This is a genomic window from Pseudorhodoferax sp. LjRoot39, assembly GCF_964253035.1.
In the GTDB taxonomy this organism is placed as follows: Bacteria; Pseudomonadota; Gammaproteobacteria; order Burkholderiales; family Burkholderiaceae_C; genus Pseudorhodoferax.
Map to the genome: position 1 here is coordinate 339,924 of NZ_CAXUQL020000002.1, position 17,224 is coordinate 357,147.

18 protein-coding genes are annotated in these 17,224 nt (G+C 64.6%); 11 read left to right on the top strand and 7 right to left on the bottom strand.

Features of this window, described 5'->3' with window-relative positions:
* Positions 1–60: 60 nt before the first annotated feature.
* The 8 genes from fadB (at position 61) to ACSQ4M_RS36845 (ending at position 8,856) form a co-directional block, all read left to right on the top strand.
* On the top strand, positions 61–2,208 hold the full coding sequence (gene fadB / locus ACSQ4M_RS36810) for a fatty acid oxidation complex subunit alpha FadB (RefSeq protein ID WP_436194447.1): 2,148 nt from the start codon (positions 61–63) through the stop codon (positions 2,206–2,208).
* Positions 2,209–2,226: 18 nt separating this feature from the next.
* Positions 2,227–3,474 carry an acyl-CoA dehydrogenase family protein gene (locus tag ACSQ4M_RS36815; protein ID WP_436194448.1) on the top strand — a complete coding sequence of 416 codons (1,248 nt, stop codon included), beginning with the start codon at positions 2,227–2,229 and terminating at the stop codon, positions 3,472–3,474.
* Positions 3,475–3,483: 9 nt separating this feature from the next.
* Positions 3,484–4,284, top strand: coding sequence for an enoyl-CoA hydratase/isomerase family protein (locus tag ACSQ4M_RS36820; RefSeq protein ID WP_436194449.1), 801 nt, complete (start codon positions 3,484–3,486; stop codon positions 4,282–4,284).
* A 2-nt stretch (positions 4,285–4,286) separates the two neighbouring features.
* A complete protein-coding gene (locus tag ACSQ4M_RS36825; protein ID WP_436194450.1) occupies positions 4,287–5,258 on the top strand; it encodes an NAD(P)H-dependent flavin oxidoreductase in 972 nt (323 codons plus the stop codon).
* A 191-nt stretch (positions 5,259–5,449) separates the two neighbouring features.
* Positions 5,450–6,325 carry a tyrosine-type recombinase/integrase gene (locus tag ACSQ4M_RS36830; RefSeq protein WP_436194451.1) on the top strand — a complete coding sequence of 292 codons (876 nt, stop codon included), beginning with the start codon at positions 5,450–5,452 and terminating at the stop codon, positions 6,323–6,325.
* A 9-nt stretch (positions 6,326–6,334) separates the two neighbouring features.
* Entirely contained in the window at positions 6,335–7,513 is a 1,179-nt protein-coding gene (locus ACSQ4M_RS36835) for an IS91 family transposase (protein WP_436194452.1), read from the top strand.
* 498 nt (positions 7,514–8,011) lie between these two features.
* On the top strand, positions 8,012–8,182 hold the full coding sequence (locus ACSQ4M_RS36840) for a hypothetical protein (RefSeq protein ID WP_436194453.1): 171 nt from the start codon (positions 8,012–8,014) through the stop codon (positions 8,180–8,182).
* A gap of 35 nt (positions 8,183–8,217) precedes the next feature.
* Entirely contained in the window at positions 8,218–8,856 is a 639-nt protein-coding gene (locus ACSQ4M_RS36845; RefSeq protein ID WP_436194454.1) for a hypothetical protein, read from the top strand.
* Positions 8,857–9,103: 247 nt separating this feature from the next.
* On the opposite strand, the gene ACSQ4M_RS36850 is transcribed toward ACSQ4M_RS36845, so the two are convergent.
* From ACSQ4M_RS36850 to ACSQ4M_RS36870, 5 genes are all read right to left on the bottom strand, one after another.
* A complete protein-coding gene (locus tag ACSQ4M_RS36850; RefSeq protein ID WP_436194455.1) occupies positions 9,104–9,982 on the bottom strand; it encodes a TIR domain-containing protein in 879 nt (292 codons plus the stop codon).
* Positions 9,966–10,214: a hypothetical protein gene (locus ACSQ4M_RS36855; RefSeq protein WP_436194456.1), complete on the bottom strand. Its 249-nt coding sequence runs from the start codon at positions 10,212–10,214 to the stop codon at positions 9,966–9,968. The genes ACSQ4M_RS36850 and ACSQ4M_RS36855 overlap by 17 nt, the downstream gene beginning before the upstream one ends.
* A gap of 399 nt (positions 10,215–10,613) precedes the next feature.
* On the bottom strand, positions 10,614–11,387 hold the full coding sequence (locus tag ACSQ4M_RS36860; protein ID WP_436194457.1) for an ImmA/IrrE family metallo-endopeptidase: 774 nt from the start codon (positions 11,385–11,387) through the stop codon (positions 10,614–10,616).
* A complete protein-coding gene (locus tag ACSQ4M_RS36865; protein WP_436194458.1) occupies positions 11,377–11,793 on the bottom strand; it encodes a hypothetical protein in 417 nt (138 codons plus the stop codon). Before ACSQ4M_RS36865 ends, ACSQ4M_RS36860 begins: the two co-directional genes overlap by 11 nt.
* The gene (locus ACSQ4M_RS36870; RefSeq protein ID WP_436194459.1) at positions 11,790–12,422 is read right to left on the bottom strand and encodes a hypothetical protein; all 633 of its coding nucleotides are present in this window, start codon (positions 12,420–12,422) and stop codon (positions 11,790–11,792) included. The genes ACSQ4M_RS36865 and ACSQ4M_RS36870 overlap by 4 nt, the downstream gene beginning before the upstream one ends.
* A gap of 136 nt (positions 12,423–12,558) precedes the next feature.
* Between ACSQ4M_RS36870 and ACSQ4M_RS36875 the strand changes: the two genes are divergently transcribed.
* The 3 genes from ACSQ4M_RS36875 (at position 12,559) to ACSQ4M_RS36885 (ending at position 13,881) form a co-directional block, all read left to right on the top strand.
* Positions 12,559–12,783: a DUF2188 domain-containing protein gene (locus ACSQ4M_RS36875; RefSeq protein WP_436194460.1), complete on the top strand. Its 225-nt coding sequence runs from the start codon at positions 12,559–12,561 to the stop codon at positions 12,781–12,783.
* Between the two features lie 249 nt (positions 12,784–13,032).
* A complete protein-coding gene (locus tag ACSQ4M_RS36880) occupies positions 13,033–13,476 on the top strand; it encodes a toll/interleukin-1 receptor domain-containing protein (protein ID WP_436194461.1) in 444 nt (147 codons plus the stop codon).
* 9 nt (positions 13,477–13,485) lie between these two features.
* A complete protein-coding gene (locus ACSQ4M_RS36885) occupies positions 13,486–13,881 on the top strand; it encodes a hypothetical protein (RefSeq protein ID WP_436194462.1) in 396 nt (131 codons plus the stop codon).
* A 466-nt stretch (positions 13,882–14,347) separates the two neighbouring features.
* Here ACSQ4M_RS36885 and ACSQ4M_RS36890 read toward each other — a convergent pair whose 3' ends face one another.
* A complete protein-coding gene (locus ACSQ4M_RS36890; RefSeq protein ID WP_436194463.1) occupies positions 14,348–15,979 on the bottom strand; it encodes a tannase/feruloyl esterase family alpha/beta hydrolase in 1,632 nt (543 codons plus the stop codon).
* Positions 15,980–16,127: 148 nt separating this feature from the next.
* Positions 16,128–17,222, bottom strand: coding sequence for a CaiB/BaiF CoA transferase family protein (locus ACSQ4M_RS36895; protein ID WP_436194464.1), 1,095 nt, complete (start codon positions 17,220–17,222; stop codon positions 16,128–16,130).
* Between the last annotated feature and the right edge of the window lie 2 nt (positions 17,223–17,224).

The window sequence follows — 17,224 nt, forward strand, 5'->3', positions numbered from 1 at the left end:
CGCGGGACCGTGGCATTCCTAGACTTCCCCGCTTTGCGGTGGAAGACGAAGGGAGTGCCAGTGTTCCAGGGACAGAGCGTGCGCGTGAGCCGCATGGAGTGTGTTGGGGTGTTCGAGGTCTGCTTCGATCGCCAGGGCGAGTCCATCAACAAGTTCGACGCGCGCACGGTCGATGAACTGCGCCAGGTCGCGCAGCTGCTGCGCGCGCAGTCGCCGCTGCGCGGCATCCTGGTGACCAGCGCCAAGGACGTCTTCATCGTCGGTGCCGACATCACCGAGTTCGGCGCCATGTTCGCCCAGCCGGCCGAGGCCATCGCCGCCGATGTGTGGCAGAGCAACCTGGCCTTCCTCGCGTTCGAGGACCTGCCCGCGCCCTCCGTCGTGGCCATCAATGGCTTCGCGCTCGGCGGTGGCCTGGAGTTCGCGCTGGCGACCTCCATCCGCGTGATGTCCGAGCAGGCCCAGATCGGCGTACCCGAGGTCAAGCTTGGCCTGTTCCCGGGCTTCGGCGGCACCGTGCGCATGATGCGCGTGGCGGGCCCCGCAGTGGCCTGCGGCTGGGTCGCCAGCGGCAAGCCCGCGGGCGCAGCGCAGGCCCTGGAGGCCGGTGTCGTCGACGCGGTCGTGCCAGCCGATCGCCTGCGCGCCGAAGCCCTCGCCTGGCTGGAGCGGGCCATGGCTGGCGAGACCGACTGGGTCGCACGACAGGAACGTAAACGCCGCCCGCAAAGCCAGGGCGGCGCAACACTGGAACAGGCCTTTGAGCAGGCCCGCAGCGCCGCCGCCAAGGCAACGCCACCGCACCAGCCGGCCGCGCTGGCCGCGCTCGACATGATGCGCGAAGGCGCGGCGCTCGATCGCGATGCGGCGATCCGGCTGGAAGGCCAGGCCTTCGGCAGGATCGCGCGCACGCAGGCCGCGGCCTCGATGGTGCAGACCTTCCTCAACGAGCAGGCCGTCAAGAAGGCGGCCCGCGTGGCCGGCAAGCCGGGCGCGCACACGCGCCGCGCCGTGGTGCTGGGCGCCGGCATCATGGGCGGCGGCATCGCCTTCGCCACCGCGCTGCGCGGCATCCCGGTGCGCATGAAGGATGTACAGCAGAAGGCGCTGGATGCCGGCATGGCCGAAGTCGCCAAGCAACTCGAACGGCAGGTACAGTCCGGCCGGCTCACGGTCGCGCGTGCCGCCGAGGTACTGACCTCCATCACCCCGCAGCTCGGCGACGAGGGATTGGGCGAGGCGGATCTGGTCATCGAGGCCATCGTCGAGAAGCTGGAGGTCAAGCGCCAGGTGCTGGCCGCGCTGGAGCCGCTGCTGGCACCCACGGCCATCCTGGCATCGAACACCTCCAGCCTGCGCATCGACGACATTGCCAGCGCGCTGGCCCGGCCCGAGCGCCTGGTCGGCCTGCACTTCTTCAATCCGGTGCCGGTGATGCCGCTGGTCGAGGTGGTGCGCGGCGCGCAGTCCAGCGATGCGGCCGTCGCCGGCGCGGTCGCCTACGTGAACACCATCGGCAAGACCGCCGTGGTGGTGCGCGACTGCCCTGGCTTCCTCGTCAACCGCGTGCTGACGGCCTACATGCGGGCCTTCCTGCAGTTGGTGGCCGACGGCGCCGCCTACACGCGCGTGGACCAGGCCATGGAAGCCTTCGGCTGGCCCATGGGACCGGCCTATCTCGAGGACGTGGTGGGCATGGACACCGGCAGCCACGTCAACGACGTGATCTCGGCCGGCTACCCCGAGCGCATGCCGCGCATCGAACACGACGCGCTGCGCTTGATGGCGCAGGAGCACCGCTATGGCCAGAAGAGCGGCCTGGGCTTCTACCGCTACGAACCCAACAGCCGCGGCAAGCCGGTGCGCAGCGCATCGGGCGACACCCACGCCCTGCTCGAACGCGTGCAACCCCAGGGGCCGCGCGATTTCACGGCCGAGCAGATCGTCGACCGCATGATGCTGCCCATGGTGCTGGAGGCCGCGCGTGCCCTGCACGAGGGCGTGGTCGCCAGCGCGGCCGAGGTCGACCTTGCCATGCATTTGGGCCTGGGCTTCCCGGCCTACGCGGGCGGCCCGCTCAAGTACGCCGACTGGCTCGGCCTGCCCGAACTGCTGGCCCGCTGCGAGCGGCTGCGTGCCCTGGGACCGGCCTACGCACCGACCGACGCCCTGCGCGCCATGGCCGCCGAAGGCCGGCGCTTTTACTGACCGACACGGAAATCCCCCATGCACTTCCAACTTCCCGACGATGTCCAGCAGATGCAGCGCACGCTGCGCCGCTTCATGGACGAGCGCATCCTTCCGCGCAACAACGACTTCGAGCGCATCGCGGCCACCGGCCGGTTCCCGCTGGAAATCGTCGAGCCGCTGAAGGCCGAGGCCCGCGCGGCCGGCCTGTGGAACATGTTCCTGCCGGGCCTGCGCGAGGATGAACCCGGCACCCGCATGAGCAACATGCAGTACGCCCCACTGGCCGAGATCATCGGACGGCTGCATTGGGCGTCCGAGGTGTTCAACAGCAACGCGCCCGACACCGGCAACATGGAGCTGCTGCACCTATGGGCCTCGCCCGAGCAGAAGCAGCGCTGGCTGGTGCCGCTGCTGGACGGCACGATCCGCTCGTGCTTCGCGATGACCGAACCGGACGTGGCCTCGTCCGACGCCACGAACATCGCCACCACCATCCGGCGCGACGGCGGCGACTACGTCATCAACGGGCGCAAGTGGTTCACCACCGGCGCTCTGCATCCCAACTGCAAGCTCTGCATCGTGATGGGCGTGACCGACGACGATCCTTCGGCCGCCAAGCACCGCCGCCATTCAATGGTGCTGGTGCCCATGGACGCGCCGGGCCTGAAGATCGTGCGCAACGTGCCCATCATGCACCACCATGCACCAGAGGGCCATTGCGAGGTCACGTTCACCGATGTGCGCGTGCCGGTCGAGAACCTGCTGGGCGAGGAGAACGCCGGCTTCGCCCTGGCCCAGGCCCGCCTGGGCCCGGGCCGGGTGCACCACTGCATGCGCACCATCGGCCAGTGCGAGCTGGCCATGGAGCTGATGTGCGACCGCGCGCTGACGCGCCGCGCCTTCGGCAAGAACCTGTCGGACTTCGCCAACGTGCAGGACTGGATCGCCTACTCGCGCGTGGAGATCGACCAGGCCCGCCTCTACGTGCTGCAGGCGGCCTGGAAGATGGACACCTACGGCAACAAGTCCTCGCACATCGATGTGTCGGCCATCAAGCTGGTCGCCGCGCAGCTGCAGACGCGCGTGCTCGACCGCGCCATGCAGGTCTTCGGCGCCATGGGCGTGACGCCGGACACGCCGCTGTCCTTCCTGTGGTCCTGGGGCCGTGCCATGCGCTTCTTCGACGGCCCGGACGAGGTGCACCTGCGCACCATCGCGCGCACCGAGCTCGCCGCCGCCAAGGAGAAGCTCGGCTCGACCGCGGCCTACTACCGCACCGCTTAAGGAGGCACCATGCCCTACCCCGACAAGCCCGCCGAGGGCCCGCTGCTGCACTGGCGCGAAGGCGCCATCGCACACCTGCGCTTCAACCGACCGCAGGCGCTCAACGCCATCGACGCACCGCTTGCCAGCGCCTTCCTGCGCGCCTGCCAGGACATCGCCGCCGATCCCGCGGTGCGCGTGGTCTGGATGTCGGCCGAAGGCCGCGCCTTCATGGCCGGCGGCGACATCGCGTCCATGGCCCAGAACCCTGCGGCCGTGGCCGACGAGCTGATCCCCGGCATGCACGGCGGCCTGCGCGTGCTGGCCGGCCTGGATGCGCCCGTCGTGGCCAGCGTGCAGGGGGCGGTGGCCGGCGGCGGGCTGGGCCTGCTGCTGGGCGGTGCCGACCTGGTTGTGGCGGCCGAGGGCACGCGCTTCGGCGTGGCCTACCCGCTGATCGGCGCCAGTTGCGACTGCTCCACTTCCTGGTCTCTGGCGCGCGTCGTGGGACTGCACCGCGCACTCGAGCTTGCGCTGCTCGCCGACAACGTGGACGCCATCGAGGCCCTGCATTTGGGCCTGTGCAACAAGGTGGTCCCGGCCGCTGAACTGGAAGCCGAATCGCGCAGGATCGTGGAGCGTCTGGCGGTCGGACCGACCAAAGCCTACGGCCGCCTGCGCCGGTTGATCCGCCAGTCGGTGGATACCGACTTCGCCACGCAGCTGGACGCCGAGGCCGAAGGCTTCCGGCATACCTCTGGCACCCAGGACTTCAGCGAAGGCGTGGCCGCCTTCCTGGCCAAACGCAAACCCCAATTCCAGGGAAAGTGATCATGAAAACGCGCATCACCGAGATGTTCGGCATCCGCTACCCCATCGTGCAGGGTGGCATGCAATGGGTCGGCACGGCCGAGATGGCCTCGGCCGTCTCCAATGCCGGCGGACTGGGCATCCTCACGGCGCTGACGCAGCCGACCCCGGACGCGCTGGCGGCCGAGATCGACCGCTGCCGCAGCATGACCGACAAGCCCTTCGGCGTGAACCTCACGATCCTGCCCACCGTCAAGCCGCCGCCGTACGCCGAATACATCGACGCGCTGATCGGCCGCGGCGTGCGCATCGTGGAGACCGCCGGCAACAGCCCCAAGGAGCTGATCGGCCGCATGAAGGATGCCGGCGTGCGCATCGTCCACAAGTGCACCAGCGTGCGGCATGCCCTGTCCGCCGAGCGCAATGGCGTGGACGTGATCAGCATCGACGGCTTCGAGTGCGCCGGCCACCCGGGCGAGGACGATGTCGGTGGCCTGGTGTTGATCCCGCTGGCGGCCAAGGCCCTGCGCATTCCGGTGATCGCCTCCGGCGGCGTGGCCGACGGCCGTGGCATGGCCGCTGCCATGGTGCTGGGCGCCGAGGGCGTGAACATGGGCACGCGCTTCTGCGCCACGGTGGAAGCCCCGATCCACCACGAAATCAAGCAGGCCCTGGTGCGTGCCGGCGAGCGCGACACCAACCTGATCTTCCGCACGCTGCACAACACCGGCCGGGTGCTCAAGAATGCCATCTCCGACGAGGTGATGGCCACCGAACGGCGCCCCGGCGGCTGCGAGTTCAAGGACATCCAGCCGCTCGTGGCAGGCCAGCGCGGCCGCGCCACGCTGCACAGCGGCGAGGTCGATGGCGGCCTGGTCTGGGCTGGCCAGGCGGTCGGGCTGGTGGACGACATCCCTACTTGCGCAGAACTGCTGGATCGCATGGTGGCTGATTGCAGAGCCGCATTGGGACGCGCAGGCGGACTGGCCGCCTGACGGTGCAGGTGGCGCCAAAACGGTCACTGTGCAGTACGTCGCTTGGCTGCCCTGGATGGCGGCTGTGCAGCGCAGGACTAAACCGCTCGCGCGGTAGGCGCTCCGCGCGACGCGTGGCCGCGTGATTCCCGTGTTGCTGCCACCGTTGACGGCGAGGCAATCCCGCCTCGTTCATCGACGGAGCAGCAACCATGGACACGATCAACCCGGCGGTCACGCCACTGCGTCAACGCATGCTCGAAGACATGCGCTTACGCAAACTGGATCCACGCACGCAGGTGGCCTACATCCGGGCCGTGCGCAAGCTGGCCGCCTACCTGCACCGCTCGCCCGACACAGCCAGCGTGGAGGACCTGCGGAACTTCCAGCTCCACCTGGTGGATACGGGCACCTCGCCCATGACGCTGAACGCCACGCAGACCGGCCTGCGCTTCTTCTTCGACGTCACGCTGCAGCGGGTGGACCTGATGGCCCGCATGCATCCGGTCAAGCTGCCGCACAAGGTGCCCGTGGTGCTCAGCGTGCAGGAGACCACGCGCCTGATCGCCGCTGCCACCAACGTCAAACACCAGGCCGCGCTGTCAGTGGCCTACGGCGCCGGCTTGCGCGCCAGCGAGGTCATCGGCCTGAAGGTGACCGACGTGGACAGCCAGCGCATGACGCTGCGGGTGGAGCAAGGCAAGGGCCGCAAGGACCGCTACGCCATGCTCAGCCCGGTGTTGCTGCAGCGCCTGCGCACCTGGTGGCGCATTGCCAACGCCCAGGGCCGCATGCGGCCCGGTGGCTGGTTGTTCCCGGGCTTGGACCCTGCTGACCCGCTGACGCCGCGCCAGCTCAACCGCGCCATACACGCGGCTGCCGATGCTGCCGGTATCGACAAGCGCGTTTCCACGCACACGCTGCGCCACGGATTCGCAACCCACTTGCTGGAGCGCAAGGTGGACATCCGCGTGATCCAGGTGCTGCTGGGCCACAAGCGCTTGGAGACGACGGCGATCTACACCCACGTGGCCACCGATCTGCTGCGCGAGGTGATCGGCCCGCTGGAGCCGCTGCCGCCGTCCTGAGGTGCCGCCGTGGGACGGCCCACCCTGGAAGTGGCCGACGTCTTCCTCCAGCACGGTCCGGCCTGGCGTGCCGCCCAGCGCGGCCACCTGAGCCTGGGCCAGCTCAAGGTCATGTCGGCCATCGCGCAGTGCCGCAGCGCGGCGCTGGGAGGACACGTGCTGCGCTGCGAAGGCTGCGGTACCGACCAGGTCTCCTACAACTCCTGCAGGAACAGGCACTGCCCCAAGTGCCAGAGCGCGGCGGCTCAGCGCTGGCTGGACGCGCGCCAGGCCGATCTGCTGCCGGTGGAGTATTACCACGTGGTGTTCACGCTGCCGGCACCCGTGGCGGACATCGCGTACCAGAACAAGGCGGTCCTCTATGGCCTGCTGTTCGACCTGGCCGCCGAGGCACTGCTGACCATCGCGGCCGACCCGAAGCACCTGGGCGCCAGGATCGGCGCGACGCTGGTGCTGCACACCTGGGGTTCGGCGCTGACCCACCATCCGCACGTGCACGGCATCGTGCCCGGCGGCGGGCTGGCTTCGGACGGCAAGACCTGGGTGGCATGTCGCCCGGGCTTCTTCCTGCCGGTGCGGGTGCTGTCGCGCCTGTTCCGAAGGCGCTTCCTTGAAGAGCTGTGGCGGCTGCACGCGGGCGGCAAGCTGCAGTTCTTCGGCGAGCAGGCCGCCTTGGCCGACGCACGGGCATTCAAGCGTTGGCTGGCACCGCTGCGCCGAGTCGAATGGGTGGTCTATGCCAAGCGTCCCTTCGCCGGGCCGCAGGCTGTGCTGGCCTATCTGTCGCGCTACACCCACCGGGTGGCGATCTCCAACAGCCGGTTGCTCACGATGGACGAGCGCGGCGTGACGTTCCGCTGGAAGGACTACCGCGCCAAGGGCCGCACGCGTCACAAGGCCATGACGCTGGAGCCAGCGGAGTTCATGCGCCGCTTCTTGCTGCACGTGCTGCCCACCGGCTTGCATCGCATCCGGCACTACGGCCTGCTGGCCAACGGCTGCCGCAAAGCCAGCCTGGCGTTGGCGCGCGCGCTGCTGCAGGTCGTGCCAGAGCTGGTCGCGCCGAACAGCGACGCTACCGCATCGGCCCAGCCAGCGGCTACCTTCATCTGCCGGCACTGCGGCCAACCGATGGGCATCGTGCAGGTCTTCATGCGCGGCATTGCCATCCGCGCACCGCCGCCATGATCAGCAGCAGTATGCGCGGATCCCGCAACGCGCTGATCGGCCTGTGGCCTGCATCGGCTGGGCACTTGCGCGCGTGGTGGATGTATCGCCATCGTAGGCCGCCGTTCACGTGCTGCCGCTCTGGCATCCGACCAGGCGGGGGAGTCGTGACCAGCTCTACCGGACTCGCGCCCAGCCGCTGGGTGGCCACCACAACCCACGCTGCCTCCCTCAAATCCCCATAGCCTGTTGCGGCAAACCGCCGCAGCGTCGCAATCCGCGGTTTCCTCCCTCGAGGCTTGTGCGACACCTGCCCTCAAGTTGTGGCCGATCAACGCTCGGCTGCGTGCCGGGCAGGTATCTCACAACCCTAAACAATTGCCGCCGTTACAAGGTGCAAAGCGAGTGATTGGTCTCAGCCAGTAGGCGGTCGCTGAGAACTTTGTCGAGTGCGTAGCTCGAACGACCGGACTGGGGGCAGAGGCGTTGGCATCGCGCCATGCTGGTATACATCGCTCCATGACCCTGGATCTTTTATGGCAGATCGTCGGTGGCGGCGTTGGCGGTGCGGCTGTGAGTGCGTTGCTGCGGAACTGGCTTTCGCTTCGACTGAAAGGCTCCATCGAGCATGAGTACGCCGTCAAGTTGGATGAGCTCAGGAATGACTTCAAGACTCAGATCCTCGCATAGAGCACCAAAACGAAGTCGAGAGGCTTCGGACATCGATGTTCTTCGAGCACCAGCGTGCGGCCTTCACTGACATCCTTACGCAGATCGACCGAATTCAGGTGAGCTGGATGCGAGAGGGGTGGGATGTCGATAGCAGAAGCTTGGTCATGCCCGTTCCTCCGCTGTTGTATGAGGAGCTGAAGCGGCTATGTGCTGTTCACCAACTTTTCTTGAGCGTCGATTCGACGATGGCACTCGATTTGCTGCAGTCGATTTACGAGGATTCGCGGGGAGAGCCAGACGAAGATGGGACTTGGATTGGGGAGCGTTGTGATGAGGCTTACGCCAACGCGAGGTACGTAGAACATCGCGTTGTCGGCCTCCTGCAGGGGCAGCTCGGGGTGCGCGACGCCGCTACTTGCGCGCGTGAAATCGCCTTGCTTGGAGGCATGCGCATCGTCAACATGTTCGGATACTCGGGCACCGGTATCGCTGACCGGGGAGCCCTACAGGTCCAGGCGATAGCGGCTCCCGCGGCAGTGGTTGACGTGGCCAATCGGCACCGTGCTCTCCTTGTTGAGAAGCTCACAGCTTTCCGGAAGAGCGAGGAGATGGGTTGGCGATATGGGGCGCTCGCTGTCGAAGTTGGCGTGTACCTGGATGTTCTGAAGCGCGAAGGTCCGCAAGGGCGGTAACTGTTCTTCGGGAGTACGTCCAGGGGTTCATCGGTAGCCCTGTGCCCTTTTGCCGCTCTTGCGAGGGGCTGGACTGAAATGGTTGCCCACGCCGGCCGCTTCTAAATATCCGTCCGGCCAAATCACCTAGACGGATTTGCAATCCGTTGATTTCGAGCGCTGCTATTCGGATGCTTCAGACTTCCAGCGATGCGGCACCAACTTTCTGGCGCCTACAGAGGTAGGGAATTCGGAAAACTGAGAATAGCTACTGGTACATATGTCGCAGTTCTCGGTCTAGCACACCAAAAGTTGCATGAATCATTCCTTTCGGATAAGGGATGTAGACAATTCCAGCCAGATTGGTGGGCACGGACACGCCCTCCTCGTGAAGCAGGACGATGCGGTCTCTTCCATAGCGACCGTGGAAGAATCCGATTTCGTGCATAACATTCTCTCTGACTCTCGGGTTGCCTAAGGAATCTAAGTCATCGCCACTCATGATGATGACTGCGCTATCGCATGAATTTGCTCCGGCCTCGAGTTTTTCAATCACCGTGCGCCCTTGATTGGCTTCTTGAGCCAGCTCCATACTGTGGAGGTTCATGTCCTTTTCGATGTGAGCCTGAACCTCCAACCAGTCTTTAGAACGGCCATGTGAAACAAAAACACGTCGCAACATCGGCCGCTCCTCCGCACCTAGAGATTGATCTGCATCCATTATTTTCACGTGCTCTTGGAAATCCCGAACAAACGGAATAATAAGGTTGCTTGTCATGCTCCTCAGTCCTGTTATAACTTTAGGTCCATTGCCGAAATATTCGTGACTAAAATTCAAGGCAAATCGAGGGTCCTTGCCAAGTTTCTCGACTATGGCCAGTGACAAGCCCAGGGCCTGATTCGGGTCGGTCGGCCACTGCAAGATTGGACCGCCCATGCCGGTTTTATTCTTGCTACTCTCTAGAAATTCTTCTAGGTTGACATTACTTTTGAGAGCGTCGGATATTTCTCTTAGGCTTTCATCCTGAAGTAAGTGGGAGATCGTTCCGAGAGGGCGCTCGTAGTTTTTGACGTCGGCAGATTGCAAGTCAAATACAGCATTGGTGAGCCTCTTGAACAAGTCTTTTCGACTAATCATTGCTGCCATTCTCCAGTCGCGTTTCGGCAGCCTTTTCCAGTATGGCGAATCTGTATTTTTCTTTCATTTTTTCAACAAGCGGGCCAATCACCGGATTATGCGAATGGCGGGAAAGCTTTGTTTCAATCATGTCGTTCATGCTCTGAATGGCTGCTTCAACGCTGCCAGGGTCATGGGCATCAAAAGTGACCGTCCCTAGTTGTCCATCCAGCTCTTTGAGGGCTTCAGAAGCCTCGGACATCTGGCGGCTCAGTCGGTCGAGGCCTTTTATTTTCAACATAGTTTCTCCAAAATTCTGAAGTTTTCTACAGGCGCAGCAGAAATGTCTTTCAAGAAATTTTACGACCGCGAGAGCATTTAGAGAATTCTTTGTGAAGTCGACGCCACGCTGCCAGCGAACTGAAACTGGAGCTAGCCGAACTCGACTGGGGATGCGTGGACAGGCTGTGATTCGCGACCCAAGTGGCTACGTGCCGTGCTGTAGAGAAGCGCATTGCTCAAAGGCTTTCTGCTGAAAGATTGCTAGCGACAGTCCATTGACTCCTTGCGGGAGTTCCAGAATGCGGCTCGGCGGGCAAAGGTGGCCGATATCCACGCTGCGGATCAGGCCAAGGAGCGGGGGCACCCTTCGTCGACGCGATCATGATTTCGCTGGCAGCAAAGTGATCATGGTCAAAACAGTGTCGTCCTGCACTTTGAGCGACTGCGTTTCCACTGTGCGGCGGTAGGCCTCGGGGCCCTGCAACCATCGATCGGCCGCTTCTTTCACAGGCCTGGAGAGCCCACTTGTCTTCCCGAACGCAATGGAGAACGCGGCGGTGTCGTGGTGCAGCTCCTGCTTGACGTAGAAGTCATGGGGGAACGCGAGATTCTTTTGTTGCCAGATCCGTTTGGTCTGGCTGTGGCAAACGACGCAGGTTTGGGATTGGGCGCGCTTGGCGACTTTGATGGCCGACGCGGTCAAGCTGGCGTCGAAGTCGTTGCCAAGCGCTTTCGCAGTGTCTAGGTTGATGCGCTTGCCTTCGAGCCACGGGTCGACCAAGTAGCTCGGCAAGATCAGCTGGCTCGCGTAGGCATTCGCGTATGCCTCGATGTTCTTTGCTTCGGCGTTCTGCGGACCAATGTCCTCGTTCGCGCACCGAAACGAACCCTGGCCCTTGTCGCAGATCCAGTGGGCCAGCTCGTGGGCCAGCGAAAAGCGTTGGCGACCAGGATATGAGCCGAGGCCGACGCTGATCACCGCCTTGTCGCCAGCTGCGACGAGGCGTGCCGCGCATCCGCACAAGCGGCGGTAGACGACCTCTGCCCCTCGGTAGTTCGCAATGGCTTCTAGATCGACGTGGGAGGGGTCGCGGACGCCGTATTGCCAGAGCAGCTTCTCGGCGGGGCTCAGACGCGCGTACTCAACGCCCATGGTGTTCCGGCTTGACCACTCCCATCCTCACCAGGTCGTCGTAGACCGTGGCAAGGTCTTCATCGGTCTGCTTCTTGCCGTCTCGAAACGCCATGGCGATCTTGGGCTCGCGTTGGAACGCTTCGGCCACCAGCTGCTTGAGCCGCTCCATGGCCGGCCGAACCGGGTTGACAGGCTGGCTTGCGGCCGACGCCTTGCTGGCTGCCTTGGCCGAGGCAAGCTTCGCTCGCATGCTGGCTGCAACCACTTCGCGCAGCTTGTTTTGCGTTTGCTTCGCGACCGCTGCCAAATCCTGACCCGCTTCCCGGTATTCGTTCCTGATCTCGTCGTCGCTGGTGTTTGCGAGGTCTTCCAGCGCCCTGGCGCGGATCAAACCGATTTCCAGGCTTTCCTTGGACTGCTTCATGATTTCCTCCGGCCTGGCATCAAGGTGTTGAGGCCTCGTCGAAACCTTCGTCGGGCTGTGTCGTATTCGGTTTGGGTCATGCCAGAGATGGCGCGGATGTCCGCTGCTTTCATGCCGTCCTTGTCGCCCATGATGAGGAACTGGATCTCATCGTCGTTGGCGAAATGCGCTTCGATCAGGGCGGCGTCGGCAGCAGCGCGGCTCTGCCGCTCCGCCGTTTCCTCCACCTCCAACGCCTGTTCGACAACATCCGGGGAGGAAAAGCCTTCTTGCGCGAGGGCCAGCTCGGCATTTCCGTCGCCGCCCGCCATCGCCTCAAGGGACGCGGTGGTCGTCTGAACAACGGAATTGCTCGATCCATCGGCGATCGATTTCATGGTCATGATGATGTAGGCCACGAAGGGCACATCCTTGGGCCAGTGCCTGCCGCCGTTGACGCCGACACCTTCCAGGGTGCGCTGCACTGCCTCTCCCAGAAGTTCGCCGGGATCCGTGTACTCGGTACCGAACAAGGCGTACTGGGCGGCACGGTGGATACGCCCGAAATCCGCCTCCGTCAGGCTTTCGATCGCCTCGCTGATTTCCTCGTCCGTTGCGTAGACGCGATCTGGTGGTCTTCCCGCTGTCACGTAGCCCCCTTGTTCCCGTTATCGGTATGTGCGGCGGTTCGCGCCGCCGCGGACATCGCCGGCATTTTGTCCGCGTTTGCGGATGCCGCCGCACATACAGGTGAGCAGCAATTCCGCTGTGACAAGGGTGATCTAAATGACCAAACGCAATCAACATGTCGTGCCGCGCGAGGACGGCTGGGCTGTCCAGGGCGCAGGCGCCACGCGCGCTACCGAACTCTTCGACCGCAAGGCGGACGCTGTCGATCGTGCGCGTGAAATCTCGCGCAACCAGGGCACTGAACTGCTGATCCACGGCCGCAACGGCCAGATCCAGTCCAAGGACAGCCACGGCAACGACAGCTTCCCGCCGAAGGGCTGAACCATGTCCAGATGCACCGCCCCCGTCGAAGGCCATCGTTCCGCAAGCGCTGCGGCCGCATGTCCGTCATGCCGTGGCCGCTACGGCCGCTACAGCGGCTACAGCAGCAGCTATGGGTCCTACTCGCCGTCCTACTCATCGACGGCGGGTAGCGGCGGCGGTGGATACCGGAGCAGCGCAAGGCCAAGCTGGTCGCGCGCCGGCTCGTCCGTGTCGTACACGGTCGCAGATGTTCGAGCGCTCACACCCGTGCGGCGCACCGTCGAGAGTCGGGCAGCGCTGCCCGACCTTCGGGACGTCTTTCTGTGCCATGCATGGGACGACCGCCAGGGTGCCGCCAAGGAGCTGCACGACCAGCTGGAGTCACGCGGCGTGTCGGTCTGGTTCAGCGAGAAGGATGTCGCGCTCGGTACCTCGCTGCTCCGCGAGATCGACAAGGGGCTGGCCAAGTCACGCGTCGGCATCGTGTTGGTGACGCCGGCACTGCTGCGCCGCGTGCGGGGGGAGGGCATCGCCGAGAAAGAGCTCTCTGCACTTCTCGCGCGCGACCTGCTCGTGCCCATCGTGCACGACACGACGTATGAAGCCCTGCGCGACGTAAGTCCATTGCTTGGCTCGCGTAGCGGCCTGAGCACCACGGAGGAATCGATGGCAGCCGTGGCCGCCAAGTTGGCCGAACTGGTCGCCGTCTAGGAAATAGCGATGGATTGGAACCAGCTCATGGGTGCAGCAGCCTTGGCAGTATCGGCGGTTGCTATGACGATCAACTACGCGGCGCTCGATGACGCGAAGCGGGCACGGGTTGGCGCATTCTGGGCGAGAGCGGTCAACGTCGGCGCGGTCGTTCTCGCGCTTGGCATCTCGCTGATCACGATCTTGGTGTTCTGGCTTTCAGATGGGCCGATCAGCAGATCGGCCGTTGTGAACTTGGGGATCCATTTCTTCAACTTGGGCATCTGGGCGACGCTTTGGTTCTTGTCCATTGCGGCTAAAAGCATGGCCAACGCGAAGACGGAGCGCAAAGCGTTGCAGGAGCGCGTCGTGGCGTTGGAAGTCCAGCTGTTGGCGAACAGGCTTGTTGTCACCGACCCCGTTTGAGCCAGATGCCGATCGACACCTGAGGCGCCACTGACCGCGTCTTCATTGCCCGCGGCAATGCCTTCGGATCACCTGAAATTCAGGGCTGCGGGGCGAGAGGCTGCAACGGACGCACAGCGCCAATCTATCCCTGCTATGAACGATCGCTCGTCAGGGTTTGGGCGATAGGCGGCTCTGACCGACCGGTGTCGGCAGTACAGCGGACCAACGCACATGTCGATCGTGAATGGCGGGTTTCGCGCGCGGCGGTCGCTCACCGATGAAAGTTCAACGTCAGCAGACAGTCTGGAGCAGCTGTTCGATCCTTCTCGGTGGACGGCTGCTCATGGCCGGGACCAAACGCGACACCCGTGTGCGCTCCACGCAACCCGGCTGATCGGCACAGACGATCTGCCTAGCCGATGCACGCATATCAAGCCGCTCCGCCGTCCCGGAGCGGCCCATTTCGCAGTGACCTATTTACGCCTCAGTTCACCGCGCATGTGAAGCTTGACGCGCTGTTGACATCGCCAGTCCCGCTGTACTTGGGATACGCCGGGTACTCGCACAGTGGGCGCGTCCTGCCGCGGGTGGCGGCAGCATTGTCGAAGGTGACCTGATTGCTGGGCGCGTATCCCCGCTCCGCCCAGTCTTCCAGCGCCGACAGTGCATCCCAGTTCGACGTGAAGTCGCCGAAGCCGTGGCCAAAGCCAGGCACGACGTAATAGCGCGTGAAGCCAGCCAGCTGGCTGCCGTAGCGCTTGTCCAGCTGGCCATAGTAGGCGTTGGTCAACGTCGGCGAGATCAGCATGTCGGTCGTGCCCTGCACCATCAGCAGCTTGCCACCGCGGGCCTTGAACGTGTCGAGGTTCGGGTCGTTGGCGTCGAGCAGGTTGGACAGGTACAGCACGCGCGACTGGTACTTCGTGTAGTCGAAGTTGTCGATCGTGGCGCTCGTGTCTTGCAAGTCCCACTGCGTGATCACAGGCTTGATCTGCGAGTAAAACAGGTTGGCCTGGCCTGCCGCACCGACCGTGTCGATCAGGATGCCGTTCACGTCGCCGCCCTGGAACACCGGGTAGCCGCCGATCGAGGTCACGTTGTTGGCGAACGGGAACGCGAGTTCAGTCGCCGAACCAGCCACCCGCAGGGCTGCGATCTGCGGATCGGACAGGCAGGTGTCGCCGGTGTCGGCACCACCCGGGCAACGCAGAACGGCGACGTCGTAGGTCGTCTGGCAGGCCGCCGTGTTGGAGACGATCCCGTCAGCTACTCCGTCCAGCGCATCGCAGGCCTGCAGGACGCTGGCCTTGACAGCTGCCGCCTTGGCCAGGTTCACGTAGGCCCCCGTGGTGCGGTACATCGCGGCCCATGCCCGGTACCACGAGAAAACGATGCCTTGGTTCTGGTTGGCGGGGTAATAGGCTATGGCGCCATCGAAGTCGGCACCGTAGCGCTGCACGGCGGCCAGAGCCTCGTGGCCACCTTTGGAGCCGCCCTGGAAGTAGCTCTTGTACGGCGCGCGGCCGTAATACTGCTTCTGCAGTGCGACGGCCACATCGTGCATGCGCTTGACGGACTGACCACCGTAGTTGGCAAGCGCCTGGTCGTTGTCCCCGAAGCTGCCGTTGGGCTTCTGGTTGCCGCTGTCGCTGCCATAGGTGGCGTAGCCCAGCGCCAGGGGAACAGGCGTCGCGGCCGGCGCATTGCTCACGCCGCCCAGGCCCGTCACCACGGTGCCGTTGAAGCCGCCGCCGCCGAACTGCAGCGTTTTCACGTTCCACTGCGTGGGAAGGTTGATCTGGAAGTTGATGGGTGGGTCGCTGGGGCTGGTTGCCGTGACCTTGCCGAGCAGCTTGCAATGCTCAGGCAAGGTGGCTGTGGCTGCCTGCAAGGTGGCGCTGGACACGGTGGCGCCAGAGGTCGGCAGGCCAATGTCACCGGCCGACACGGTCGCCGTTGCAAGTCGCGCGCAGGCGGCGGACGCAGAAGCCACCGTCAGCGGCGCAGGCGGTGCCTCCAGCGTCTGGTTGTCGTCGTCGCCGCCGCCGCAGCCGATCAGGAGCACGGTCGTCGCGCCGATCGTTGCCGCCGCCACGGCCATGGATCGCATCTGCATGGGTGGTCTGCACCAGTTCTTCATAGGTCTCCTCACTTTGGTTTCCCTGCAAAAAGGCAGGAGCACCGATGCTAGGAAAACGAACGCGGAATGCAGATCGGCAGAACTGACGATTCAACGCTTTGCAGTGCCGGTGGGCGGACGCAACTCAGGCTTGCGCAGCAGCCGGACAGCCCCAGGCCTCCAGCGCTTGATCGAGAGACAGCGCGCTCGCCGGCTTGGGCACTGCGTTACCGGTGCGTGAGAACCGGGGCGCAGGTGCAGGCTGCATCACACCATCGACCTGCACGTACGAGCCGCGCTCGGCATTGTGCGGGTGCGCCGGCGCCTCATCCCAGTCCAGCACCGGCGCAAAGCAGGCGTCCGTGCCTTCCAGCACCTTGCACCACTCGTCCCGGGTGCGGGTCCGGAACACGTCAGCCAAACGCAGCTTCAGCAGAGGCCAACGCGTCGCATCCATTTGGCCGTCGAACAACGGATCACCAATGCCGCAGCGCTCACGCAGTTCAGCATAAAACTGCGGTTCGATCGCGCCAATGGCAATGAACTTGCCGTCGGCGCAAGCATAGGTGTCGTAGAAGTGGGCCCCTCCGTCCAGCAGGTTCTCGCCGCGCTGGTTGCTCCACGATCCCATCGCCTTCATGCCGTACATGAACGCGGACAGCAGCGCCGTGCCATCGGTCATTGCTGCGTCGACCACCTGGCCGCGACCGGAGCGGGCAGCTTCGTGCAGGCCCGCCAGCAGGCCAACCGTCAGCAGCATGCCGCCACCACCGAAGTCACCGACGTAGTTCAGCGGCGGCGGTGGCGTCTCATCTGCACGGCCGATCGCATGCAAGGCGCCTGTGATCGCGATGTAGTTGATGTCGTGCCCCGCTGCATGAGCGAGAGGCCCATGCTGGCCCCAGCCAGTCATGCGCCCGTACACCAGGCGCGGATTCACGGCATGGCAGGGTTGCGGGCCCAGTCCGAGCTTTTCCATCACGCCTGGGCGGAAGCCCTCGATCAGGCAGTCCGACGCCGCGACCAATTGCATGACCTGCTCGGCCGCACCCTCCGCACGAAGATCCATCGCAAGGGTGCGGCGGTTGCGGGTGGTCACATCGCGTGCATCGGGCTTGGTACCCGGGCGCGCGATGCGCAGCACGTCGGCACCGAGATCCCCCAGGACCATGGCGCAGAACGGGCCGGGGCCGATGCCGGCAAACTCGATGACCTTCAATCCTTCTAGCGGTCCAGCCATGG